Origin of the sequence: Streptomyces longispororuber (genome assembly GCF_024448165.1) — a bacterium.
Taxonomy (GTDB): domain Bacteria; phylum Actinomycetota; class Actinomycetes; order Streptomycetales; family Streptomycetaceae; genus Streptomyces; species Streptomyces longispororuber_A.
Window position 1 is genome coordinate 41,153 of sequence record NZ_JAMOLN010000033.1, and the last position, 21,062, is coordinate 62,214.

Annotated in this window: 21 protein-coding genes; 10 read left to right on the forward strand and 11 right to left on the reverse strand. The window is 72.6% G+C overall.

Annotated elements, in window-relative coordinates; genetic code table 11:
• Nucleotides 1-70 precede the first annotated feature (70 nt).
• The 5 genes from M4J07_RS12430 to M4J07_RS12450 form a co-directional block, all read right to left on the reverse strand.
• Nucleotides 71-607, reverse strand: coding sequence for a cupin domain-containing protein (locus M4J07_RS12430; protein ID WP_255971003.1), 537 nt, complete (start codon nucleotides 605-607; stop codon nucleotides 71-73).
• Nucleotides 604-1,824, reverse strand: coding sequence for a cytochrome P450 (locus tag M4J07_RS12435; protein ID WP_255971005.1), 1,221 nt, complete (start codon nucleotides 1,822-1,824; stop codon nucleotides 604-606). Before M4J07_RS12435 ends, M4J07_RS12430 begins: the two co-directional genes overlap by 4 nt.
• Nucleotides 1,821-2,903: a type III polyketide synthase gene (locus M4J07_RS12440; RefSeq protein ID WP_255971007.1), complete on the reverse strand. Its 1,083-nt coding sequence runs from the start codon at nucleotides 2,901-2,903 to the stop codon at nucleotides 1,821-1,823. Before M4J07_RS12440 ends, M4J07_RS12435 begins: the two co-directional genes overlap by 4 nt.
• 138 nt (nucleotides 2,904-3,041) lie before the next feature.
• The gene (locus M4J07_RS12445) at nucleotides 3,042-4,340 is read right to left on the reverse strand and encodes an SWIM zinc finger family protein (RefSeq protein ID WP_255971009.1); all 1,299 of its coding nucleotides are present in this window, start codon (nucleotides 4,338-4,340) and stop codon (nucleotides 3,042-3,044) included.
• Complete coding sequence (locus M4J07_RS12450; RefSeq protein ID WP_255971011.1) at nucleotides 4,337-7,147, reverse strand: DEAD/DEAH box helicase; 2,811 nt, start codon at nucleotides 7,145-7,147, stop codon at nucleotides 4,337-4,339. Before M4J07_RS12450 ends, M4J07_RS12445 begins: the two co-directional genes overlap by 4 nt.
• Nucleotides 7,148-7,487: 340 nt before the next feature.
• Between M4J07_RS12450 and M4J07_RS12455 the strand changes: the two genes are divergently transcribed.
• Both M4J07_RS12455 and M4J07_RS12460 read left to right on the forward strand, forming a co-directional pair.
• A complete protein-coding gene (locus tag M4J07_RS12455) occupies nucleotides 7,488-8,555 on the forward strand; it encodes a fatty acid desaturase family protein (protein WP_255971013.1) in 1,068 nt (355 codons plus the stop codon).
• Nucleotides 8,556-8,745: 190 nt separating this feature from the next.
• The gene (locus tag M4J07_RS12460; protein WP_255971015.1) at nucleotides 8,746-8,928 is read left to right on the forward strand and encodes a hypothetical protein; all 183 of its coding nucleotides are present in this window, start codon (nucleotides 8,746-8,748) and stop codon (nucleotides 8,926-8,928) included.
• A gap of 84 nt (nucleotides 8,929-9,012) precedes the next feature.
• Here M4J07_RS12460 and M4J07_RS12465 read toward each other — a convergent pair whose 3' ends face one another.
• From M4J07_RS12465 to M4J07_RS12480, 4 genes are all read right to left on the reverse strand, one after another.
• Nucleotides 9,013-10,389: a tannase/feruloyl esterase family alpha/beta hydrolase gene (locus tag M4J07_RS12465; RefSeq protein ID WP_255971017.1), complete on the reverse strand. Its 1,377-nt coding sequence runs from the start codon at nucleotides 10,387-10,389 to the stop codon at nucleotides 9,013-9,015.
• Between the two features lie 112 nt (nucleotides 10,390-10,501).
• On the reverse strand, nucleotides 10,502-11,401 hold the full coding sequence (locus M4J07_RS12470; RefSeq protein ID WP_255971019.1) for a hypothetical protein: 900 nt from the start codon (nucleotides 11,399-11,401) through the stop codon (nucleotides 10,502-10,504).
• 233 nt (nucleotides 11,402-11,634) lie between these two features.
• Nucleotides 11,635-11,958, reverse strand: coding sequence for a hypothetical protein (locus M4J07_RS12475; protein ID WP_255971021.1), 324 nt, complete (start codon nucleotides 11,956-11,958; stop codon nucleotides 11,635-11,637).
• Nucleotides 11,959-12,081: 123 nt separating this feature from the next.
• Complete coding sequence (locus M4J07_RS12480) at nucleotides 12,082-12,615, reverse strand: PadR family transcriptional regulator (protein ID WP_255971023.1); 534 nt, start codon at nucleotides 12,613-12,615, stop codon at nucleotides 12,082-12,084.
• A gap of 134 nt (nucleotides 12,616-12,749) precedes the next feature.
• Here M4J07_RS12480 and M4J07_RS12485 point away from each other — a divergent pair, with 134 nt between their 5' ends.
• On the forward strand, nucleotides 12,750-13,502 hold the full coding sequence (locus M4J07_RS12485) for an alpha/beta fold hydrolase (protein WP_255971025.1): 753 nt from the start codon (nucleotides 12,750-12,752) through the stop codon (nucleotides 13,500-13,502).
• A gap of 27 nt (nucleotides 13,503-13,529) precedes the next feature.
• Here the strand turns inward: M4J07_RS12485 and M4J07_RS12490 are convergent, their stop codons facing one another.
• Nucleotides 13,530-14,129 (reverse strand): class I SAM-dependent methyltransferase, encoded by a 600-nt coding sequence (locus tag M4J07_RS12490; protein ID WP_255971027.1) that lies wholly within the window; start codon nucleotides 14,127-14,129, stop codon nucleotides 13,530-13,532.
• Between the two features lie 217 nt (nucleotides 14,130-14,346).
• On the opposite strand from M4J07_RS12490, the gene M4J07_RS12495 reads away from it, so the two are divergent.
• The 5 genes from M4J07_RS12495 to M4J07_RS12515 are packed head-to-tail and all read left to right on the forward strand — an operon-like array spanning nucleotide 14,347 to nucleotide 19,191.
• On the forward strand, nucleotides 14,347-15,120 hold the full coding sequence (locus tag M4J07_RS12495) for an MHYT domain-containing protein (RefSeq protein ID WP_255971029.1): 774 nt from the start codon (nucleotides 14,347-14,349) through the stop codon (nucleotides 15,118-15,120).
• Between the two features lie 46 nt (nucleotides 15,121-15,166).
• Complete coding sequence (locus M4J07_RS12500; RefSeq protein ID WP_255971031.1) at nucleotides 15,167-17,674, forward strand: sensor histidine kinase; 2,508 nt, start codon at nucleotides 15,167-15,169, stop codon at nucleotides 17,672-17,674.
• Nucleotides 17,671-18,108: a roadblock/LC7 domain-containing protein gene (locus tag M4J07_RS12505; protein ID WP_255971033.1), complete on the forward strand. Its 438-nt coding sequence runs from the start codon at nucleotides 17,671-17,673 to the stop codon at nucleotides 18,106-18,108. The genes M4J07_RS12500 and M4J07_RS12505 overlap by 4 nt, the downstream gene beginning before the upstream one ends.
• A 29-nt stretch (nucleotides 18,109-18,137) precedes the next feature.
• Nucleotides 18,138-18,602 (forward strand): DUF742 domain-containing protein, encoded by a 465-nt coding sequence (locus M4J07_RS12510; RefSeq protein WP_255971035.1) that lies wholly within the window; start codon nucleotides 18,138-18,140, stop codon nucleotides 18,600-18,602.
• The gene (locus M4J07_RS12515; protein ID WP_255971037.1) at nucleotides 18,583-19,191 is read left to right on the forward strand and encodes a GTP-binding protein; all 609 of its coding nucleotides are present in this window, start codon (nucleotides 18,583-18,585) and stop codon (nucleotides 19,189-19,191) included. The genes M4J07_RS12510 and M4J07_RS12515 overlap by 20 nt, the downstream gene beginning before the upstream one ends.
• A gap of 12 nt (nucleotides 19,192-19,203) precedes the next feature.
• Here M4J07_RS12515 and M4J07_RS12520 read toward each other — a convergent pair whose 3' ends face one another.
• Entirely contained in the window at nucleotides 19,204-19,632 is a 429-nt protein-coding gene (locus M4J07_RS12520; RefSeq protein WP_255971039.1) for a PPOX class F420-dependent oxidoreductase, read from the reverse strand.
• 116 nt (nucleotides 19,633-19,748) lie between these two features.
• Between M4J07_RS12520 and M4J07_RS12525 the strand changes: the two genes are divergently transcribed.
• Nucleotides 19,749-20,162 (forward strand): roadblock/LC7 domain-containing protein, encoded by a 414-nt coding sequence (locus M4J07_RS12525; protein ID WP_255971041.1) that lies wholly within the window; start codon nucleotides 19,749-19,751, stop codon nucleotides 20,160-20,162.
• Nucleotides 20,163-20,305: 143 nt separating this feature from the next.
• The coding region (locus M4J07_RS12530; protein ID WP_255971043.1) for a DUF6397 family protein at nucleotides 20,306-21,062 on the forward strand (757 nt) is incomplete at its 3' end.

Below are 21,062 nucleotides of genomic sequence, written 5' to 3' on the forward strand. Positions count from 1 at the left end.
GGCTCTCCGGGATCCCGCCCGTCCTCAGGGTCACCACCCGGATCCCCTGGGCTCCGAGCTCGCACGCCCCCTAGGGGTGGCCGTGCCGCAGCGGGGTCAGCTGCTCGATGTCGTAGCGGGCCCGCAGCTCCTCGATGGCCGCGTGGTCCGGCGGCCCGTCCGTCGCGAGGATGTCGAGGAGTTCGTCGAAGTAGCGCTCGTGGTCCGGCGGGGGCGAGGCCTGGAAGAACATCTTGGCCGGGGCGCCCGTCGGGTTGGCGAAGGCGTGCGGGCAGCCGGGCGGCACGACGATCACGGTTCCCGGGCCGGCCCGCACCACCTCGTTGCCCGAAGGGGACCGCCAGCGCTGCCAGTTGTCGGGCGTCCGCACCCGCGGCTCGAAGGCGAGGACGTCCAGCTCGCCTTCGAGGACGTAGAACAACTCCTCGCTCCGGGTGTGCACATGGGCGCCGACGTCGAACCCCGGCGGCACCACGACCTCGAAGCTGGACGCGATGCGCGAATGGTCGCCGGTGACCTTGAAGGTGACCTGTTGGGCCGCCGTCTGCACCGTACGGCCGTGCCCCGGCGGCACCAGCAGACCCTCGGTCGGCGTCAGCGCGGTCATCCCGCCGCCGACCACGTCACCGGCAGACCCTCCGGCCCACGGATCAACGCGCCCTTGCGGAACGGCACCTCCTCGGCCGGAACGGCCAGACGCAGCCCGGGGAACCGGTCGAGCAACGCGTCCACCAGGAGCTCCGACTCCAGCCGCGCCAGCATGCCGCCGACGCAGTAGTGCGGGCCGAAACCGAAGGAGACGTGCGGGTTCGGCGTCCGGTCGAAGTCGATGCGGTCGGGATCCGGGAACACGTCGGGGTCGCGGTTGGCCGCCAGATAGGACACGTAGACCGGGTCGCCCTCACTGATGCGCACGCCCGCGACGTCGACGTCCTCCAGGGCGATGCGGGACAGTCCGACGGCGCTGCGGTGCGGGATGTAGCGCAGCAGTTCGTCGATGGCCTGCGGGCGCAGGTCCGGCTCGGCGCGCAGCCGCCGCACGAGGTCCGGGCGGGTCAGCAGGATGTACACCATGTTCCCGCAGTTGTTGGTGACGGCCTCGCCGCCGATCTGGACCAGGACCGCGAGACCGACCGCCTCGTCCTCCGTCAGCTCACCCGCGCCGACCGCCGTGCCCAACAAGGAGGTGACGTCCTCACCGGTGCCGTCGTCCCGCGCGCGGATCAGGCGCGCGAAGTAGGCCGACATCTCGTTCTTGGCGCGTTCGCTGATCTCCGCGCCGTGCGCCGACGACAGGATCAGCTGCGTCCAGGTGTGCATCAGCTGCCGGTCGGCCGCGGGCACTCCCATCAGCTCGCAGATCACCGCGATGGGGAAGGGCGCGAGGAGGCGCTCCGTGAGGTCGGCCGGCGGGCCGTCGTGCAGCACACCGGTCACCAGCTCGTCGAGCATCCCCTGCGCGCGCGTGCGCAGCCGCTCGACGCCGCGCGCCGTGAACGCCGCGGTGACCGCGCGGCGCAGCCGCGTGTGGTCGGGCGGGTCCGCGAACCCTACGGCGCCCGCCTGCGGGATGAAGTGCGGGGCCAGCCGCGTGACCTGACGGCCGACGACGGCCTCCCGGCTGAACCGCGAGTCGTTCGTGACGGTGCGCACGTCGTCGTAGCGCGTCACCAGCCACGCCCAGCCCTCCCCGTTGGGCAGCTGGATCCGGGTCACCGGGCCCTCGGCCATCAGCCGGGACAGGACCGGGTCGAAGTCGACGCCGTGGAGGTCCAGGGCGGGCCAGGGGCGGACCGGCGGCCGGGTGGTGGTGTCCTCCGTCATACGGCGGCCTCCGCGAGCTCCGGGGCGTCGTCGGGGCAGTGCCAGCGGCCCAGGGACATCTCGGCCGTGATGCCGGGGCCGAAACCGGCGAGCAGGCCCCGCGCCGTGTGCGGCGCGCCGCCCTCGTCGAAGAGCCGGCGCAGTGCGTCGAGGACGACGGCGCTCGCGATGTTCCCGTACTCCGTGAGCGTCGCCCGGCTGAACCGGAAGGCGTCCGGCGGGACTTGGAGGAACTTGCTGAGGTCGTCCAGGATGCGCGGGCCGCCCGCGTGGATGATGTAGAAGTCCAGCTCCGACGCGTTCCAGCCGTGCTGACCCGCCAGTTCCTTGAGCGCAGGCGCGAGGGGTTCCATGGTGGTCGGCACCCGCTTGTCCAGCATGAAGTGGAATCCCGTGGGGCGGACGTCGTACGCGATCCAGTCCTCGGTCTTCGGGATGAGGTACGAGCCGTTGCGCTCCAGCGCGATGCCCGTGCCGCCCCGGCCGCGCACCACGGCGGCGGCGACGCCGTCCCCGAAGAGGCCGTTCGACAGCAGCGAGCCGATCCCCAGATCGGTCGGCTGGTAGCACAGCGAGCAGAACTCGCAGGCCACGATCAGTGCGTTCGCCTCGGGGTAGGCGGTGCAGAAGTCGTGCGCCCGGTTCACCGCGGCCCCGCCCGCGGCGCAGCCCAGCTGGGCTATCGGTATCTGCCGGGTGTCGCTGGAGAAGTCCATCTCGTTGATCAGCCAGGCCGTCAGCGACGGCATCATGAAGCCCGTGCACGACACGTAGATGATCACGTCGATGTCCTGGGTGCGGAGCTCCGCGTCGTCGAGCGCGCGCCGCACCACGGCCGGCACCCGGGCCTTCGCCTCCGCCGCGTAGAGCGCGTTGCGTTCGTCGAACCCCGGGTGCTTCAGCGTCTCCTCGATCGGCTGCACGAGGTGCCGGGTGCGCACCCCCGTGTTCTCGATCAGGCGCAGTGCCAGCGGGAGTTGGGGGTGGTCGGCATGTCGGGAACGTGCGAGAGCGAGAGTCTCCTCCATGGTGATGACATGTTCCGGAACGGAGACAGCGGGTCTGCACAAAGTCGCCATGAGCCTGCGCCTTCTGGTCGCCCCCCGGCTGAAGGTGCCTCCCTTGATGAAGGGAGGTTCACCCACGATCACCCGCCGCGCGCCGTTCGTCCCGTCGGACTACTCCATGCCGGTCGTGCGGCGGGCACCTTCGCGCCGCTACTCCTCGCCCGTTCCCAACGCTGTGGCCAGCGCTGACGCGGGATCCGACGCAGCGGGGCCCGCCGGCGCCCAGCGGCCCCGCTCCTTGCGGTAGGGCCACCAGCGCCCGTCGCGGCCCAGGCGCAGCTGGGCGTCCGTGCCCGGGGCGGTCCAGCGGCCGCGGGTGGCCCTGAGGGCGGGCCGCTCGTCCGCGTCCCAGGCCGCCTCCAGCGCCGCACGCGCGCGTGCGGCGGATTCCGCGTCCGGGATCCACTCCTCCTCCAGGACGCGGAGCGCGGCGACGCCCCCGTGCTCCCAGGCGCGCGCGGCCAGGGCCAGGCCCTCCCGGTCCCGGCCCGAGCCCTGGGCGAGCCGTGCCGCGACCTTCCGGTCCGGTGCCGCCGCGGCCAGCCGGGCGGCGTCCTGCGAGGTGGTCAACTCCGGCCAGGGAGAGCGCTGTTCGTGGCCCGGGGCGAGCGCGTCCGTGAGGAGCCGGTGGGCCTCGGCGGCCGCCTGCGCCCCGAGGAAGCCCAGGGCGGCCACGTCGGTCCCCGCGGGCGCGGGCTTCTCCGTGTCCAGCGACGGCGGCTCCCCGGGCTCCGCCGGCGGCCCGGGAGGAGCCGGCAGCGGGGGCAGCACGACCGCGGACGCGTACGCCTCCGCCGCGTCCATGCCCTCGGCCGTCCGGGACGGCGCGGCCGGTTCGGCACGGGCGGCGCTGCGTACCTGCAGCTCGTCCAGGAGAGCCCGCTCGCCGCGCCCGCGCAGCAGGAGCAGCACGAACGGGTCCTGGTCCAGGAGACGGGCCAGCTGATAGCTCAGGGCCGCCGTGTGTGCGCAGTGGTCCCAGGCGTCGCAGTCGCACGACGGTTCCAGGTCACCGATGCCCGGCAGGAGTTCCACCCCGGCCGCCGCCGCGTCCTCCACCAGGTGCGGGGGCATGTCCCGGTCCAGGAGCGCCGCGATGTGGCCGGCCCGCTCGGCGGCCATGCCGAGGAAGCGGTCCCAGTCGTCCTCGTCGAGCCGCTGCAGCAGCACGTCGGAACGGTGCTGGACGCCGCCCCGGTCCTGAACCACCGCGGTGATCCGGCCGGGCCGCACCGACACCGCGCCGACCGCCCCGGACCGGGCCAGCCTGCGGCCCGCCTTGAGCTGCGCCAGATCGAGCGCCGTGTCCTCCAGCGCCTTCAGCCAGGCCTGGCCCCACCAGGTCCGGGCGAAGCCCCGGCCCTGGGCGGGCGGCAGCGCGGCGAACGTGCGTTCCTGCGCGTCGTCGCCCTCGAAGGGCGCCTCGTGCTCGTCGTACAGGTCACTCATCGGGCGCCCCCTCGCAGCTCGACCAGATCGGCCAGATCGGCATCGCTCAGTTCCGTCAGGGCCGCCTCGCCCGCCCCGAGGACGGCGTCCGCCAGTTCCCGCTTGCGGACCAGCATCTCCGCGATGCGGTCCTCGATCGTGCCCTCCGCGATCAGCCGGTGCACCTGCACGGGCCGGGTCTGCCCGATCCGGTACGCGCGGTCGGTGGCCTGCGCCTCGACCGCCGGGTTCCACCAGCGGTCGTAGTGGACGACGTGCTCCGCGCGCGTGAGGTTGAGACCGGTGCCCGCCGCCTTCAGGGAGAGCAGGAAGACCGGCACCGCACCGTCCTGGAACCGCTGCACCATGGCCTCGCGCTCCGCCACCGGGGTCCCTCCGTGCAGGAACTGCGTGGGTACGCCCCGGGCCGCCAGGTGCCGCTCCACCAGGCGGGCCATCTGCACGTACTGGGTGAAGACCAGCACGCTCGCGTCCTCGGCCAGGATGGTGTCCAGGAGCTCGTCGAGCAGCTCCAGCTTTCCCGAGCGGCCGCCGATGCGCGGCTTGTCCTCCTTGAGGTACTGCGCGGGGTGGTTGCAGATCTGCTTGAGGGCCGTGAGCAGCTTGACGATGAGGCCTCGCCGCTCGAAACCGTCCGCTCCGGAGATCTCCGCCAGCGTCTCGCGCACCACGGCTTCGTAGAGGCCGGTCTGCTCCTTGGTGAGCGACACCGCCCGGTCGGTCTCGGTCTTGGGCGGCAGTTCGGGTGCGATCCCGGGGTCCGACTTGCGGCGCCGCAGCAGGAAGGGCTTCACGAGCCGTGCCAGCCGGTCCGCCGCGGCCGGGTCCTTGCCGCCCTCCACGGCCTGGGCGTAGCGCGTCCGGAACGTGCCGAGCCGGCCCAGCAGGCCGGGCGTGGTCCAGTCGAGGATCGCCCACAGCTCGGACAGGTTGTTCTCCACCGGGGTGCCGGTGAGCGCCACGCGCGCGCGGGCGCCGATGGTGCGCAGTTCCCTGGCCGTCGCCGAGTACGGGTTCTTCACGTGCTGCGCCTCGTCGGTGACCACCAGACCCCAGGCGACGGCTGCCAGTTGGGCCGCGTCCAGGCGCATCGTGCCGTACGTGGTGAGGACGAACTCCCCGTCGGCCAGGTCGACCAGGGAGCGGCGTCCGCCGTGGAAGCGGCGCACCGGGGTGCCCGGGGCGAACTTCTCGATCTCGCGCTGCCAGTTGCCCATCAGCGACGTCGGGCAGACCACGAGGGTGGGCCCCGCGGTCTCCGGTGCGGTCTGCCGGTGCAGGTGGAGCGAGATCAGCGTGATCGTCTTGCCGAGGCCCATGTCGTCGGCGAGGCAGGCGCCCAGTCCGAGGGACGTCATCCGGGCCAGCCAGTTCAGGCCCCGCAGCTGGTAGTCGCGCAGTTCGGCGGCGAGTGCGGCCGGCTGGCCGACCGGCTCCATGCCCTCCGGGTCCGCGAGGCGGTCCCGCAGCCCCGTCAGCCAGCCACTGGGACGGACCTCGACCTGGCGGCCGTCGACCTCCGTGGAGCCCGTCAGAACGGCGCTGAGCGCGTCGACCGGGGTGAGCTTGCGGTCCTGGTGGGCGCGGGCGCGCCGGGCCTCGCCGGGATCGACGAGCACCCACTGGTCGCGCAGCCGCACCACCGGCCGGTTCGACTCGGCGAGCCGGTCCAGCTCCGCGCGGCTCAACTCCTGGTCACCGAGGGCGAACGACCAGTCGAACGCCAGCAGTGCGTCGGCCGACAGGAACGACGGCGCGTCCGACGAGGCCCGGTCGGGCCCCTCGTCCTCCGGCGGTCCGATCACCGCGCGGGCCGTCAGCTTGCGGGCCAGCTCCCTGGGCCAGTGCACCTCGACGCCGGCCGCGGACAGCAGCCGCGCGCCCTCCCCGAGCAGCTCGGTGACCTCCTCGTCCGCCAGCTCGATGGCGTCCGGGACGCTCGCCGAGAGCAGGGGCGTCAGCGGCGCCCACGCGCGCGCCGCCCGCCGCAGCGCGAGGAGGGCGTCCATGCGGGCACGGGCGCCGAAGGCCCGGGCCGCGTCGCCCGGGTCGCCCGCGCCCGCCCACACCTCCGCCGCGTCCGCGACCAGGGCGGGATCGCTGACGCTGTGCATCTGCAGGACGGCGCGGAACGGCAGCCGGGTCTCGTCTTCGGTGGCCTGGGCAAGACCGGGCACCTCCACGCGCAGCGAGACGCGGACGCCTGCGTCGTGCCCCGCCGCGACGTCACCCGCCCACGGACGCAGCTCGGGCACGCGCTGCGGAGCCCGGGCCGCGAACGCCGGGGTGCCCGTGGCGAGCGCGGCGGCGGGGGAGCGCGGCAGGGTGTCGGCCACGGCGTCGAGGAAGGCGCGCAGCAGTGGCTCGGGCGCGTGCAGCCGCAGCGGTGTGTGCCCCTCCAGGGGTGCGGCGTGCGCCTCGGGCGGCATCGCGGCGGCCAGCTCGCGCACCCGCTCCAGGTCCTCGGCGCGCAGCGGTCCCGCCCGCCACGCGTCGTGGTCCTGGCCGCTCACGCCGGGCAGCAGCAGCCCGCGCGCGGCGAGTTGGAGCGCGAGCAGCGCGGCGGCGCCCCAGAAGGCCGTCGTCGGGTCGGCGTGCGCGGCGGCCCGCGCGCGCGTGAGCACCGGCAACGCCGCACGCACCGGCACGGCGACCGCCGGGACGGTCACGAGCTCGACACCGTCCTCGCCGGGCAGGGCCAGCGCCAGGTCGACGCGGGCGCCCGCCTGGAGGAGAGGCGGTTCGCCGCCTTCGGGGCGCCAGAAGGTGACGGTCGAGGTGCGGGCCGGGTCGCCGGGTGTGAACACGGCGCAGCACCGTGCGAGTTCGGACGTCTCTGACGGGGTGGGTGCGGGATGCGTGTGCTCGGAGATGGCAGCTTCCTCGTATTCATCAAACTTGACTACTCGCCCTGGAGGCGCCGAGAGTACACCGCCCGACCTGCCGGACGGACTCCTTCAAGTCGTGATCCGAATCACCCCACCCCTAAGGGTGTAGCTAACCCCCCACCCGGAGCGGGGGAGCCCCCTTCCGTAGTCGGGTGGTGGCGCCATGGTCCGCCAAGGTCCCTGATCCATACGTTCTTTGAGGTCGGGCGACGCGTAGCCCGTCGCTTCGCTCCCGCCCACCACAGACCGGAGAACCGTCATGTCCTTGGCCGTCGGAGCCGCCCCGGACCGCACCGCAGACGCCGCCGCACGGCCGTCCCCGCCCGAGACGGGCAGCGAGTTCACCCCGCTCCTGAAGGCCGTCAAGGGGCAGGGGCTGCTCGACCGCCGAAACGGCTGGTACGCCCGCACCATCGCCGTCAACGCCCTCGCCCTGGCCGGCGTCGTCACCGGCATGGCCCTCATCGGCGGCTCGTGGTGGGTGCTCGCCCTCGCCCCCGTCCTGGCGGTCCTGTGCGCGCGCACGGCGTTCATCGGCCACGACGCGGGCCACGCCCAGATCACCGCCGACCGCGCCACCAGCCGGCTGATCGGACTGATCCACGGAAACCTGCTGCTGGGCATGAGTTACGCGTGGTGGAACGACAAGCACAACCGTCACCACGCCAACCCGAACCACATCGAGAAGGACCCCGACGTCGCCGCCGACGTCCTGGTCTTCACCAGCAAGCAGGCCGCCACCCGCTCCGGCTTCCGCGGCTGGCTCACCCGCCACCAGGCCTGGCTCTTCTTCCCGCTCACCCTGCTGGAGGGCCTCGCCCTGAAGGTGTCCGGGTTCCGGGACCTGCGGCGCCAGTCGGGGCGCGAGCGCGCCGTGGAGGCCGCCTTCCTCGTCGCCCACGTCGTCGGCTACCTCGCCCTGCTCCTGACCACCATGCCGCTGGGGCACGCCCTCGCCTTCGCCGCGATCCACCAGGCCCTGTTCGGACTGCACCTCGGGATGGCGTTCGCCCCCAACCACAAGGGCATGGAGATGCCCGACCCGGACGGCGAGAAGTGGGGCCACCTGCGCCGCCAGGTCCTCACCTCGCGCAACATCAAGGGCGGCGCCCTGACCGACTGGTTCCTCGGCGGCCTCAACTACCAGATCGAGCACCACCTCTTCCCGAGCATGCCCCGCCCGCACCTGCGGCTCGCGCAGCCCATGGTGAAGGAGCACTGCCGCACCCTGGGCATCCCCTTCACGGAGACCGGGCTCGTCGACTCCTACCGCCAGGCGCTGCGGCACATGTATGAAGTGGGAGAGCCCCTGCGGGCCGACATCTGAGGCGCCCGCCGGTGGTGGTACTCCGCACCAGAGGTATCTCGAGGGCGCGGGATCAGGGTCTTGGGCACGGGATCAGGGTCTTATCAGGGTCGCGCGCAGGAACCGTGGACCCCGCGGGCCCGTTTCCCACTAAAGAGGCGGGCCCGCCCCACACAGCCGAGGGCGAGCCGCCCCGAAGGAGGCCACACACATGTCGAGGAACGCGAAGATCGCCGCGGGAGGCGTGGCGGCCGGACTCATCCTGCTGATCTGGCTGCCCTGGTGGGCGGCCCTGCTCATCGTGCTGGGCGCGCCCACCGCGGCGTACCTGATGCTCGACCCCTCGCAGCGGCGCAGGCTCCGCCGCGTCACCCGCAAGGAACTGGGACGCTAGCGCGGGCGACACGGGCGACACGGGCGACACGGGCGACACGGGCGACACGGGCGGCCGGGCAGGCGCCGTCGGTGTGCACGGGGCCTAGGACGTCCTGACCGAGCAGGAGTTGATCACGTCACCGCCCGCGGGCCGCTCGACGGTGTGGTCCGCGGGCGGTCGCGTGCCGTCCTCGACCCAGCGGGTGAGCACCCCGAAGGCGTCCCGGTAGCACGGCAGGATCGGCCGCAGCCGGTCCGGATAGGTGTCGTACAGGCCGTCGGTGTGCGTGCCGTCCTGGACCGTGTACGTCCGGTGCAGGCCGCCGCGCCCCTGGGCGGCAGTCATGCGTGCGTACACGTCCGCGTCCGCCGCGATGGGCAGCAGGGTGTCCAGATCGCCCTGGAGCGTGAGCAGCGGCCTGCCGATCCGCCCGGTCAGGGCCACGCGCTCGACGGCCCGGTGCACCGACGCGGGGCGGGCGGCGTAGTCGTAGGCCGCGTCCGACGCGCACGGGGCGAGCATCTCGTCGACCGTCGAACCGGCCGACGTACCGGGACAGTTCCGGTCGTACGCCGGGTCGAACTCGGCGCGGTACACCTTCTGCGTGAGACCCCAGTACGCCTTCTGGTGGTACGGCCACAGGAACTCCGAGCCACGGGCGAAACCGGCCGCGTACATGGCGTCGGCGTCGGCCCGGCCCTGGCCGAGCGCCACCGCCGTCGGCAAGGAGGTGAGCAGGTTCGGGCCGTCCGCCGTCCACAGGACGCCCTCCCAGTCGACGCCGCCGTCGTACAGCTCCGGATGGTTCTCCAACTGCCAGCGCGTGAGGTACCCGGCATTGGAGATGCCCGTCATGTACGTGTGCCGTGGCGCCTTCCCGTAGCGGGCGGCGACCGCCTTCCGGGCGGCACGGGTGAGCTGGGTGGTGCGGGTGTTCCACTCGGCGACGGCGTCCCCGGGGCGGGTGCCGTCGCGGTAGAAGTCCGGCCCCGTGTTGCCCTTGTCCGTGGCCGCGTACGCGTAACCCTGGGCGAGGACCCGGTCGGAGATCGCCGTGTCGGTCGCGTACTGCTTCCGGTTGCCCGGCGACGCGGTCACCACCAGGCCGCCGTTCCAGTGGTCGGGAAGGCGGATCACGAACTGGGAGTCGTGGTTCCAGCCGTGGGTGGTGTTCGTGCGGGAGCCGTCACGGAAGTAGCCGTCGATCTGCAGGCCCGGCACACCGGACGGGTTCCGGGTGCCCTTGGCCGTGAGGCCGGCCTGGTCGGCCAGGTCCGTGTACGGGGTGCCGGTGAGGCCCGACGTCGTCAGGTCGTCCAGACAGGCGCGCTGCTGGAACGCGGCGCCCGGCACGCGCGCGTGCTCCTGACGCGCGCACGGCGGTGCGGCCCCGTCCGCCGCACCGGCCGACTGTGGCCCAGAAGCGGCCAGGGCCACCAGCAGGGTGGCCAACAGGGGAACGGTTCTGGGCGTGCGCATGGAGCGGCCTCCTTCAGGCGGGGAGAAGAGGCCTCATCGTGGGGCGGGAAACCGCGCGTACCTATGGGTTGGAGCCACATGGGACATCAACGCCCTATGTGGCAAGGGTCGTTCAGGCAGGGCGGACGGCCATCTTGTCGAGCGCTTCCAGGAGGCCCGGCAGCTCGGCCCCCCTGCCGACCGGCAGCACCTCGCCCGGCTCCTCGTCCAGCAGGATGAAGGCGATGTCGTCGGTCCGGGCCACCATCGACCATCCGGGCCCGTCCGCGCGGAGCGTGCGGGCGTCGCCCGAGGCGAACGCGGACCGCACCCGCCCCAGCGGCGGAGGCGTGTCCACGTAGGCACGCACTTCGGCCAGGACGCGCTGGATGCCTTCGTGGGAGTCGGGCGCGTCGGAGCCGGCCGCGTCGTCGGCGTCCGCGGCACCGTCGGACGCGGCCGCCTCGGCTGCCGCGTCCACCGCGTCCGCCTCAGTGGGTGCGTCGGCAGCCGTATCCGTGGCGAACTGGGAGTCGTCGAGCTGCTCGCGCCACACGGCCCACTGGAGCGCTATCTCGTCCGCTCCCAGGCGCCGCTGGGCCGGGCCCCACGTCGCCGTGTCGGGCGGCGTGAGGGGCGGCAGGTCCTCGGCGTCGGGGTCGGACGCGGGGTCGTGCGGCGCCGGAACGCCCGGTGCGGACACGGCGAGCGCCAGCGGCCAGCCCGGCAGCGCGCAGACCATGCTGTCCTCGTCGGGCGAGAGCTCGTACTCCATGCCGCAGTCCCAGGACGCGATGGCGACCGCGACGAGCGACACGTCGTCGACGACCACGGTCCAGCGCGCGCCCTCGCCGTCCTGCCCCAGCACCAGGCCGTAGCCGTCGGCCAGCGGTGCGAGGCCCAGGGCCGCGCACGCCTCCGGGTAGTCGTCACCCAGCACGCTGGGGAACTTCGCGGGCGTGAGCAGCACCGCCGTCAGTACGTACAGCGCGTCGTCGTCCTTGGCGGCGACAGCGTCGTCCGTCCCGGCCATGCCAGCCTCCCCTGAGCTACGTTCCGTCGGCGTGACCTTAGTCAGTCGCGGACGATGTCGTACAGGGGCGATGACCAGGAAAATCAGCCGCCGTCACGGTCGCGGGTCCGGGCTGTGGACACGATGTCGACGACTCGTGCGCACTTTGTGTGCCTCGCGCTCCGTGGTGCCTTCGCGCGGTGCGACGCGTCCGCCGTCGACGTGTGCCGACGTGTGCCGACGTGTGCGGACGGTCAGGCGGCCGGCAGGCCGAGGAGGCTCCGGGCGACGACCCGCGGCGACTCGTCCCGCTCCCGTGCGAGCGCGATGAGCGCCCGGCACGCCAACTCGTTCACCCCGAAGACGAGTGCCCCCGGCTCCACCCAGCCCGCGGCTTCCTCGATGCGCTCCTGGTCGTCCTCGACGCACGCCGCCACGTAGGCGGCGGCCGCCTCGAAGAGGTTGTGCGGACGCCGCTCCGCACCCTGCGTCCGCCGGGTCTCCTGTACGGGACGCTCTTCGCGCCGAGCGGTCCTCCTGCGCCAGGTGCTCCAAGACTTGCGGACTCTGCCGAGCATGCGCGCCACCGTCCCCCTGCTGGTCGCCACCGGCCGTCTCGACCGGACAACTCACCTTGTGTGTCGTGGAGTTGAAGCCATGGTGACAGAGGAGTGCCGGGGCTTCCCACACCGAGGAACGGGTCAACAGCCCTCCGGTTCCAGAGACTTGATGGTGTCGCGCAGCCAGGCGAGTTCGGCCCGGCTGGTGGCCCGGGCGATGGTGAGGATGCCCTTGCGGAACGGGTCGTCCAACTCCTCGGCCCGCAGGGGCCGTTCGCCTTCGTAGAAGAAGCTCGCCGGCTCCGTCAGGAAGTCCAGCCGGCGCCGCATGACGTCCGTCTGCTCCTGAGGGTCGTCCAGGTGGCGCAGGAAGGCGAGGACGGTGAACCAGCGGTTCTCGTCGGTGATGTCCGACCGGGCCGGTTCGCGCAGCCTGTGCCGCAGCTCCTGGCGCCCCTGCTCGGTGAGGCTCAGGACGTGGCGCGGCGCCGCCGCCGACCCCGGCTGCGTCTCGCGGGCGAGCAGTCCCGCCTTCTCCAAGCGCTTGATCGCCGGATACAGGGTGCTCTCGGCCACGGGCCGGACATGGCCGGTCAAGGCGGTGATGCGCTTGCGCAGCTCGTAGCCGTGCAGCGGGGCGTCGTAGAGGAAACCGAGGATGGCGAGCTCCAGCATGCCCACATTGTGGCCTACGCGCGCAGTGGCGGGGTACATCGTTGACGTAGTACTACGTGACCGATGTATTGTCGTGAAGGAGGCAGTCAGCAATCAGCAATCAGTGAGCCGGACACCGGACACAGGAGGTCGTCATGCAGCAGACGCCGTTCGACGCGCAGGGCAGTCAGATCCGCTGGACGGAAGCCGCGGGAGAGGGGCCGGCGCGGGTGTACGTCCACGGACTCGGCTCGGCCTCGACGGTGTACCACGCGCACATCGCCTCCCGGCCCGAACTGGCAGGACGGCGCACGCTCTTCGTCGACCTGCCGGGCCACGGCATCAGCGACCGGCCGGCCGACTTCGGCTACACGCTGGAGGACCATGCCGACGCCCTGGCCGCGGTGCTCGACGCCGCGGAGGTCAGGGGCGCGGAGATCGTCGGGCACAGTATGGGCGGCGCCGTGGCGATCGTCCTCGCGCACCGGCGGCGCGACCTGGTCTCGCGCCTGGTCGTCACCGAGGGGAATCTCGATCCGCACCCGAGGCCCACGGCGGGAAGCAGTGGAATCGCGTCCTACGAAGAGGGTGCGTATGTGTCCGGCGGCGGCCACGCGCGGGTGCTGGAGCACGTCGGCCCGCTGTGGGCCGCCACCATGCGCCTGGCCGACCCCCTCGCCCTGCACCGCAGCGCGACCGGGCTCGTCCGGGGTACGGAGCCCACCATGCGACGGATGCTGGAGGAACTGGACGTCGAGCGCGTGTACCTCCAGGGCGCGCTCAGTGGTGAACTCCAGGGCGGGGCCGCCTTGGTGGCCGCGGGCGTTCGGGTCGTCGAGGTGCCGGACGCGGGCCACAACGTCATGTTCGACAACCCCGACGCCTTCGCGGCCGCTGTCGCGGCGTAGCCGTCCGCCCCGGCTCTCGCGTGTGCCTCAGTCCTCCCGAACCGCCAGCGCGAGGAAGCGCGCGTCCTCGTCGACGTACGAGGTCATGCGCCAGCCCGAACCCGCCAGCAGCGGACGCAGATGGGGCTCGGCACGCAGGTCCTCCGGTGTGATCTGCCGGCCCTGGCGCGCGGCGAGGGCCGCCCGCCCGATGGGGTGGAAGAGCGCGAGGATCCCGCCGGGCCGCACCACCCGTGCCAACTCACGCAGATTCTCCGCCGGTCGCGGCAGATGCGAGATGAGGCCCGCGCCGAAGACGGCGTCCAGCGCCCCCGCACGCAGCGGCAGTCGCGAGACGTCCGTCAGGAGCAACTGCCCGAGCCCGTCCCGCCCCGCCCGCACCGCGGCCGCCAGCATCGCAGGGGTGAGATCGGCTCCCAGAACCGTCCCCGAAGGCCCCACGGCCGCACGCAGCGGCGGCAGCGCCCGGCCCGTGCCGCATCCGGCGTCCAGCACCCGGTCGCCCGGACGCAGTCCCAGCTCGGTCACCGCGGACGCGTAGGCCGGACCGTCGTCCGGGAATCGGGAATCCCAGTCGGCGGCCCGGGCCGAGAAGAACTCCTGCACACGCGTGGCGTCATCGCTCATGCGCTCCATGATTGCGCAGCCCACCGACAACCGGTGCGACACGAGTGGGGGACAGCGGGTCGAAAGCTCCCCATCCGAACCGAAAGCATCGCATGCACGTGCGGTGCACACGTTCGACCCTGACGCGATCGTTCAGAACCGTTTCTCTGTCATATTCCAGCAGCTTTCGAAATGCGCCCCAGTTGTGCGCCCCCGTCACGACTAGCGTCCCGGAGCCATGGGACACCTGGACCACGCCACCTTCGGCTGGCTTACCCCCGTGCTGTCGTACGCGATGGCCTGCATCGGCGCCGCGCTCGGACTGCGCTGCACCGTGCGGGCCCTGAACACCACGGGGCGAGCCCGCCGGAACTGGCTCCTCACCGCGGCCTCCGCCATCGGCACCGGCATCTGGACGATGCACTTCGTCGCGATGCTCGGCTTCGGCGTCACCGGGACCGAGATCCGCTACAACGTCCCGCTGACCATCCTCAGCCTGGTCGTCGCGGTGGTCGTCGTCGGCGTCGGGGTCTTCGCCGTCGGCCACAGCAGGGACCGGGGCCGCGCCCTCGCCCTGGGCGGACTCACGACCGGGCTCGGGGTCGCGAGCATGCACTACCTCGGCATGGCGGCCCTGCGCCTGCACGGACACATCAGCTACGACCCGCTCCTCGTCGCCCTCTCCGTGGTGATCGCCGTCGTCGCCGCGACCGCCGCCCTGTGGGCCGGCCTCAACATCAAGTCGCCCGCGGCCGTGGCGGTCGCGTCCCTCGTCATGGGCGGCGCCGTGAGCAGCATGCACTACACGGGGATGATCGCCGTGAGCGTGCGGGTGACCCCCTCGACGGTGGCCCTGCCCGGTGCGACGGCGATGCAGTTCATCTTCCCGCTCGCCGTGGGCCTCGGCTCCTACCTCTTCCTGACCTCGGCGTTCGTCGCGCTCTCCCCGACCGCCGACGAGCGGGAGGCCTCCGCGTCGGCCCAGCAGCCCGTGGAGAGCCTGGCCCGCTGAACCGGCCGCCCGCGACGACCCCGACCCACACCCGATCGAGGAGGCCATGCGCCCGCCCCGCAGAACGCCCACCTCCGCTCCGCCGCCGATACCCGCGCCCCTCACGCGCGGGCGGCGCGCGCACGCCGGACCACCCGCCGACGAGGACTCCGCGGTACCGACCGCGCAGAACCTCACCGCGCCACCCACGCGCGCGGGCGGCAGCCGCCTGCGCCCCCGCACCGTCCGGGCCCGGATCGTCTGCCTCCTCATGGTGCCCGTCGTCTCGCTGCTCGCCCTGTGGGCCTACGCCACCGTCAGCACGGCCCAGGACATCGCCCGGCTCCGGCAGTTGCAGCGGGTCGACGCCACCGTGCGCGAACCCGTCGGCGCCGCCGTCGCGGCCCTCCAGGCGGAGCGGAACTCCGCCGTCGGCTACGCCACCGAACCCACCGCCGCCCGGGCCGACGACCTTGAGCGCCTCGGCGCCACCACCGATCGTGCCGTCGCCGCCCTGCGCATGGGCAAGGGCAACACCGTCGCGGACGGCGCCGACCTGCCGCACGGAGTCGCCGACCGGCTCGGCGCGTTCGTCACCGGCGCCGAGCAGCTGCGCACCGTACGCACCGCGGTGCTGGACCGGCGGGCCGGCTGGGACACCGCCTACGGGCAGTACACGAAGACCATCGGCAGCGCCTTCACCGTGAGCGGCGCGCTGACCGGCATCCAGGACTCCGAACTCGGCTCCGACGCGCGCGTGCTGCTCGAATTCGGGCGCTCCGCGGAAATGCTCTCCCGTGAGGACGCGCTCCTGACGAGCGCACGCCTCGCCGGAACCCTGGACGACGAGCGACTGCGCCTGTTCACCGGCGCGGTCGACACGCGCAGGACACTCGTCGACACCGCCGCCACCGACCTGCGCGGACCCGAACGAACCGCCTGGAACCACCTCGTGGAGGGGAGCGCGTACGGCGACGTGCGCGCCGTCGAGGACCGGACGCTCGTCGCCCCGCCGGGCAGCAAGGCACTCGCCGCCGCGCCCGCGGGCACCTGGGACCCCGCGCACACCACCGTCCAGGACCGGATGCGTGCCATCGAGACGGACGCCGCGCGCAGCGCCGCCGACCGGGCCGACCCGTTCGGCCGCGGACTGCTCACGCCCGCCGCGGCGGCCGTGCTGTTCGGCCTCGTCGCCGTCGCCGCCTCCCTGGTGATCTCCGTACGGATCGGCCGCGGCCTCGTCGTCGAACTCGTCAGCCTGCGCAACACGGCCCTGGAGATCGCTCGCCGCAAACTCCCGCACGCCATGCGGAAGCTGCGGGCGGGCGAGGAGATCGACGTCCAGGCCGAGGCACCACAGGGGCCCCCGGCGGAGGACGAGACGGGGCAGGTCTCCGAAGCCCTCACCACGGTGCACCGCGCGGCCCTGCACGCCGCCGTCGAACGCGCCGAGCTCGCCAGCGGCATCTCCGGCATCTTCGTCAACCTCGCCCGCCGCAGCCAGGTCCTCGTCCACCGCCAACTCGGCCTCCTGGACAGCATGGAGCGCCGCGCCGAGGACCCGAACGAACTCGGAGACCTCTTCCGCCTCGACCACCTCACCACCCGGATGCGCCGCCACGCGGAGAGCCTGATCATCCTCTCCGGAGCCGCGCCCGGCCGGGCCTGGCGGATGCCCGTCCCCCTGACGAACGTGGTCCGCGCCGCGGTCTCCGAGATCGAGGACTACGCGCGCGTGGAGGTGCGCCAGCTCACCGCGGCCGACGTGACCGGCGCCGCGGTCGCCGACCTCACCCACCTGCTGGCCGAACTCGTCGAGAACGCCGCCCAGTTCTCACCCCCGCACACCAAGGTGCGGATCAGCGGCGAACCCGTCGGCAACGGATACGCCATCGAGGTCGAGGACCGCGGCCTCGGCATGGGCAAGGAGACCCTCGACGACGCCAACAACCGGATCAGGCACTCCGAGGCGCTCGACGTGTTCGACAGCGACCGCCTCGGCCTGTTCGTGGTCAGCAGGCTCGCCAACCGGCACGACATCAAGGTGCACCTGCGCACCTCGCCCTACGGAGGCACCACCGCGGTCGTCCTGCTGCCCACCGCCCTGCTGCACAAGGACGCCGACCGAGCCGCCGCCCCCGCACCGCCCCGACCGTCCGAAGAAGAGCGCCGCTACGCGCGCGTGCCCGAGCCCGAAGCAGCGCCCATGAACGGCAACTCCGTCCCACCGCCCACCTCACGCCCGGCACTCGCCCCGTCACCGGGCCCCGAGCCCGAGGAGGAGCCGCAGCACCCGCCGGGCGTCACCGCGCTCCGCCTGCGCAGGCCCCCGACGCCGCAGGACGGCGACCAGGCACCGCCCGACGACGGCCTCCCGCGCCGGGTGCGCCAGGCGAGCCTCGCGCCCCAACTGCGGGAGCGCCCCGACAAACAGGCCCCACCCGCGCACGCCCCGGAACCGGGCGAACGCACCCCCGAACAGGTTCGGGCCCGCATGACGTCCTTCCGGGACGGCTGGGTCAGAGGCGGCGGGCGCCCGCCCGGCAGCGAGAGCACTGAAGGAGACCTCACATGATCAAGGAACCGACTACGGGCACCGCCCACGGCTCCGGCGAACTCGACTGGCTCCTTGACGACCTGGTGCTGCGCGTCACCGAACTGCGGCACGCCGTCGTCCTGTCCAACGACGGCCTGGCCGTCGGGTCCTCCAACGGGCTCGGCCGTGAGGACGCCGAGCACCTCGCGGCGGTGGCCTCCGGGTTCAACAGCCTCGCCAAGGGAACCGGGCGGCACTTCGGCACCGGCGGAGTGCGCCAGACGATGGTCGAGATGGACGACGGATTCCTGTTCGTGGCCGCCGCCGGCGACGGCTCCTGCCTCGCCGTCCTCAGCACGGTCACCGCCGACATCGGGCTCGTCGCCTACGAGATGGCCCGCCTGGTGAAGCGGGTCGGGGAGCATCTCTACACACCGTCGAGGTTCGCCGGACACCCACCGACCGCGGGCTGACGGGAACGGCCGGCGAGATGAACGACGACATGTTCGAAGAAACGTACCGGGACGTGGCGGCGTACAGCGACGGCGCCCACCGAGGCCACGAGAAACGCGGCAGCCCCGAGGAACCGGGCAGCCAGTGGTTCGACAACGAGGCCGGGCCGCTGGTCCGCCCGTACGCCATGACCGGTGGACGGACCACCGCGGGCCCTCAGGGAGCGCACTTCGACCTGATCGCCCTCGTGTCGCTCGACTCCGCGGCGCCCGCCGCGGCCGACGACACGGCACTCGGTCCCGAACACCGGTCGATCATCGAGCTGTGCCGCACCGAGACCCAGACCGTCGCGGAACTGGGAGCGGGCACCGACCTCCCCGTGGGCGTGGTCCGGGTCCTCCTCGGCGACCTGCTCGAACTGGGCTGCGTCAAGGTCAGCAGGCCGGTGCCGCCCGCACAGCTACCGGACGAGAAGATCCTGAGAGAAGTCATCGATGGGCTCCGAGCACTCTGACGACACGGCCACCGGCACGTCCGCCGCCCTGGCACTGAAGATCCTGGTCGCGGGCGGATTCGGGGTGGGCAAGACCACCCTGGTCGGCGCGGTCAGCGAGATCCGGCCGCTCCGCACCGAGGAACAACTCAGCGAACTGGGCCAGTCCGTGGACGACACCGCGGCCGTGGAGCGCAAGACCACCACGACCGTCGCCATGGACTTCGGCCGCATCACCATCAGGTCAGGGCTGTCGCTCTACCTGTTCGGCACACCGGGACAGGACCGGTTCTGGTTCCTGTGGGACGAACTGTCACAGGGCGCGCTCGGCGCCGTCGTCCTCGCGGACACCCGCCGGCTCGAGGACTGCTTCCCCGCCGTGGACTACTTCGAGCACCGGCGCATCCCGTTCGTCGTGGCGGTCAACTGCTTCGCGGGCGCCCGCGCGTACGGAGCGCACGAAGTGGCACGGGCCCTCGACATCGACCGGGGGACCCCCGTGGTGCTGTGCGACGCCCGCGACAAGGACTCCGGGAAGGAGGTGCTGATCAGGCTGGTCGAGTACGCCGGGCGGATGCACACCGCCCGGCTGCTCGACTCCGTCGGCTGATCCGCGGCCGGGTCAGTCGGCCACGTCGCCCAGGGCCACGACCTTCTCGACCCGTACGCGGACGACCAGTTCACCCGGCACCCCGTTGCGCCGGCCGAACTCCTCGGCGCGGTCGGCGCCCATGTACCGGCCGCCGATCCGGGTGGCCGAATCCAGCAGTTCCTGCGGGTCCTCACTGAGCTCCGCTCGGCCCCGGATCGTCACGAACGAGAACGGTGGCCGCTCGTCGTCGACACAGATCGCGACGTGCCCGTCCCGGGCCAAATTGCGTCCTTTGACCGTGTCCTTGCCCGTATTGAACACAATGTCGTCGCCGTCCACGACGAACCACACGGGCGCGATGTGCGGCGTGCCGTCGGCCCGCACGGTGGCCAGCTTGGCGGTGCGGGTGCCCTCGGAGACGAAGGCCTTCCATTCCTCATCGGTCATCTTGTGTGCCATGGGCCCATCCTCCTTGCCCGGACGGCAACCGTGGGGAAGGCTGGCGAGACAGATCCTCCGGGTAGGGGAGCGGTCCCCACCGGGCGGGAGCCACACGGAATCGGGGAGACAGGATCATGGTGCAGAACGCGGGACTCGGTTGGCTGCTGGACGACCTGACACAGCGTGTCGAACACGTGCGGCACGCCCTGGTCCTGTCCAACGACGGCCTCGTCACCGGAGCCAGTACCGGCCTGCGGCGCGAGGACGCCGAGCACCTCGCCGCGGTCTCCTCCGGACTGCACAGTCTCGCGAAGGGGTCGGGACGGCACTTCGGCGCGGGCGGGGTGCGTCAGACGATGATCGAGTTCGACGACGCGGTGCTCTTCGTCACCGCCGCCGGCGACGGCAGCTGCCTGTGCGTGCTCAGCGCGGCCGAGGCGGACATCGGCCAGGTCGCGTACGAGATGACCCTGCTCGTGAACCGCGTGGGCGAGCACCTGGGCGTCGACGCGCGACAGCCGGAGAAGACCTCCTCCATGGAGCTCTGACCTGCGAAGTTCCTAGCCCTGCACGAGTTATCCACAGGCTCGGACGGAGATCGGCTATCCAGGCTACGGTTGTCCCGAGCGGTCACGGAGAGTGACCGACTGTCATCGGTCGACGGGGGAGAACCATCGTGCAAGGCGACATCATGACCAGGCCACAGGGCAGCGCGGCTCGCGAACTGGGGCTGAAACGGGGCGAGTTCGATCTCGCCGTACGGCTCGGACGCATCCGCACCGTGGCGGCACCGGGTGGCGGTCGGCGGCTGGTCCCTCGAGAGGAGATCGAGCGGATCCGCGACGCCGAGGGATTCCCTGACACCCTGCGCGAGCAGGTCAGGGTGGTGGGCACCGCGGAGGGCGCGGAGCTCGTGGGCATCCCGGCCACCCGCTTCACCCGGCTCGCCCGCGCCGGGATGCTGACACCCGCGAAGTTCTACCTGAATCGGTACCGCACCGTGGTGTGGCTCTATCTCGCCCAGGAACTGCGGGAATTCGCCCGGTCCGAGGTCAACGCACCGCTGCTCACGGGCCGCGCCCCGGACCGGATGCGGGCCCGTCTCGACGCGGGCGAGGATCTCCGGCCGCGGACCTGGCGGGCCCGCCACGCCGGCTATCTGCTCGGGCAGAGCGGCGGCCCCTGGGAGCGGGCCGCCGCCATCGCCACCCTGCTGGACCCGACCCAGCTCGCCGACCTCGTCGAGGACCCGTACGAGCGGGCCCACTTGCACCGGCTCCGACCCGAGGAGACCTGGCACGGGGCGCCGGAGTCACCCACGGCCCGCGTCGTCGAGCGCATCCTCGTCGCCGACGATCCGGACGAGATCAGCTGGCTGCGGGCGAGTCTGCTGCTCAGCCTCGCCGAGGCACGCACCGTGCGACCGGCACCGCGCCCCACGTCGCACG

Excerpts from the sequence above, each read along its gene's own strand:
- M4J07_RS12430 (WP_255971003.1), bottom strand. The coding sequence starts at position 607 with ATGACCGCGCTGACGCCGACCGAGGGTCTGCTGGTGCCGCCGGGGCAC.
- M4J07_RS12435 (WP_255971005.1), bottom strand. The coding sequence starts at position 1,824 with ATGACGGAGGACACCACCACCCGGCCGCCGGTCCGCCCCTGGCCCGCC.
- M4J07_RS12440 (WP_255971007.1), bottom strand. The coding sequence starts at position 2,903 with ATGGCGACTTTGTGCAGACCCGCTGTCTCCGTTCCGGAACATGTCATC.
- M4J07_RS12445 (WP_255971009.1), bottom strand. The coding sequence starts at position 4,340 with ATGAGTGACCTGTACGACGAGCACGAGGCGCCCTTCGAGGGCGACGAC.
- M4J07_RS12455 (WP_255971013.1), top strand. The coding sequence starts at position 7,488 with ATGTCCTTGGCCGTCGGAGCCGCCCCGGACCGCACCGCAGACGCCGCC.
- M4J07_RS12460 (WP_255971015.1), top strand. The coding sequence starts at position 8,746 with ATGTCGAGGAACGCGAAGATCGCCGCGGGAGGCGTGGCGGCCGGACTC.
- M4J07_RS12465 (WP_255971017.1), bottom strand. The coding sequence starts at position 10,389 with ATGCGCACGCCCAGAACCGTTCCCCTGTTGGCCACCCTGCTGGTGGCC.
- M4J07_RS12470 (WP_255971019.1), bottom strand. The coding sequence starts at position 11,401 with ATGGCCGGGACGGACGACGCTGTCGCCGCCAAGGACGACGACGCGCTG.
- M4J07_RS12475 (WP_255971021.1), bottom strand. The coding sequence starts at position 11,958 with ATGCTCGGCAGAGTCCGCAAGTCTTGGAGCACCTGGCGCAGGAGGACC.
- M4J07_RS12480 (WP_255971023.1), bottom strand. The coding sequence starts at position 12,615 with ATGCTGGAGCTCGCCATCCTCGGTTTCCTCTACGACGCCCCGCTGCAC.
- M4J07_RS12485 (WP_255971025.1), top strand. The coding sequence starts at position 12,750 with ATGCAGCAGACGCCGTTCGACGCGCAGGGCAGTCAGATCCGCTGGACG.
- M4J07_RS12490 (WP_255971027.1), bottom strand. The coding sequence starts at position 14,129 with ATGAGCGATGACGCCACGCGTGTGCAGGAGTTCTTCTCGGCCCGGGCC.
- M4J07_RS12495 (WP_255971029.1), top strand. The coding sequence starts at position 14,347 with ATGGGACACCTGGACCACGCCACCTTCGGCTGGCTTACCCCCGTGCTG.
- M4J07_RS12500 (WP_255971031.1), top strand. The coding sequence starts at position 15,167 with ATGCGCCCGCCCCGCAGAACGCCCACCTCCGCTCCGCCGCCGATACCC.
- M4J07_RS12505 (WP_255971033.1), top strand. The coding sequence starts at position 17,671 with ATGATCAAGGAACCGACTACGGGCACCGCCCACGGCTCCGGCGAACTC.
- M4J07_RS12510 (WP_255971035.1), top strand. The coding sequence starts at position 18,138 with ATGTTCGAAGAAACGTACCGGGACGTGGCGGCGTACAGCGACGGCGCC.
- M4J07_RS12515 (WP_255971037.1), top strand. The coding sequence starts at position 18,583 with ATGGGCTCCGAGCACTCTGACGACACGGCCACCGGCACGTCCGCCGCC.
- M4J07_RS12520 (WP_255971039.1), bottom strand. The coding sequence starts at position 19,632 with ATGGCACACAAGATGACCGATGAGGAATGGAAGGCCTTCGTCTCCGAG.
- M4J07_RS12525 (WP_255971041.1), top strand. The coding sequence starts at position 19,749 with ATGGTGCAGAACGCGGGACTCGGTTGGCTGCTGGACGACCTGACACAG.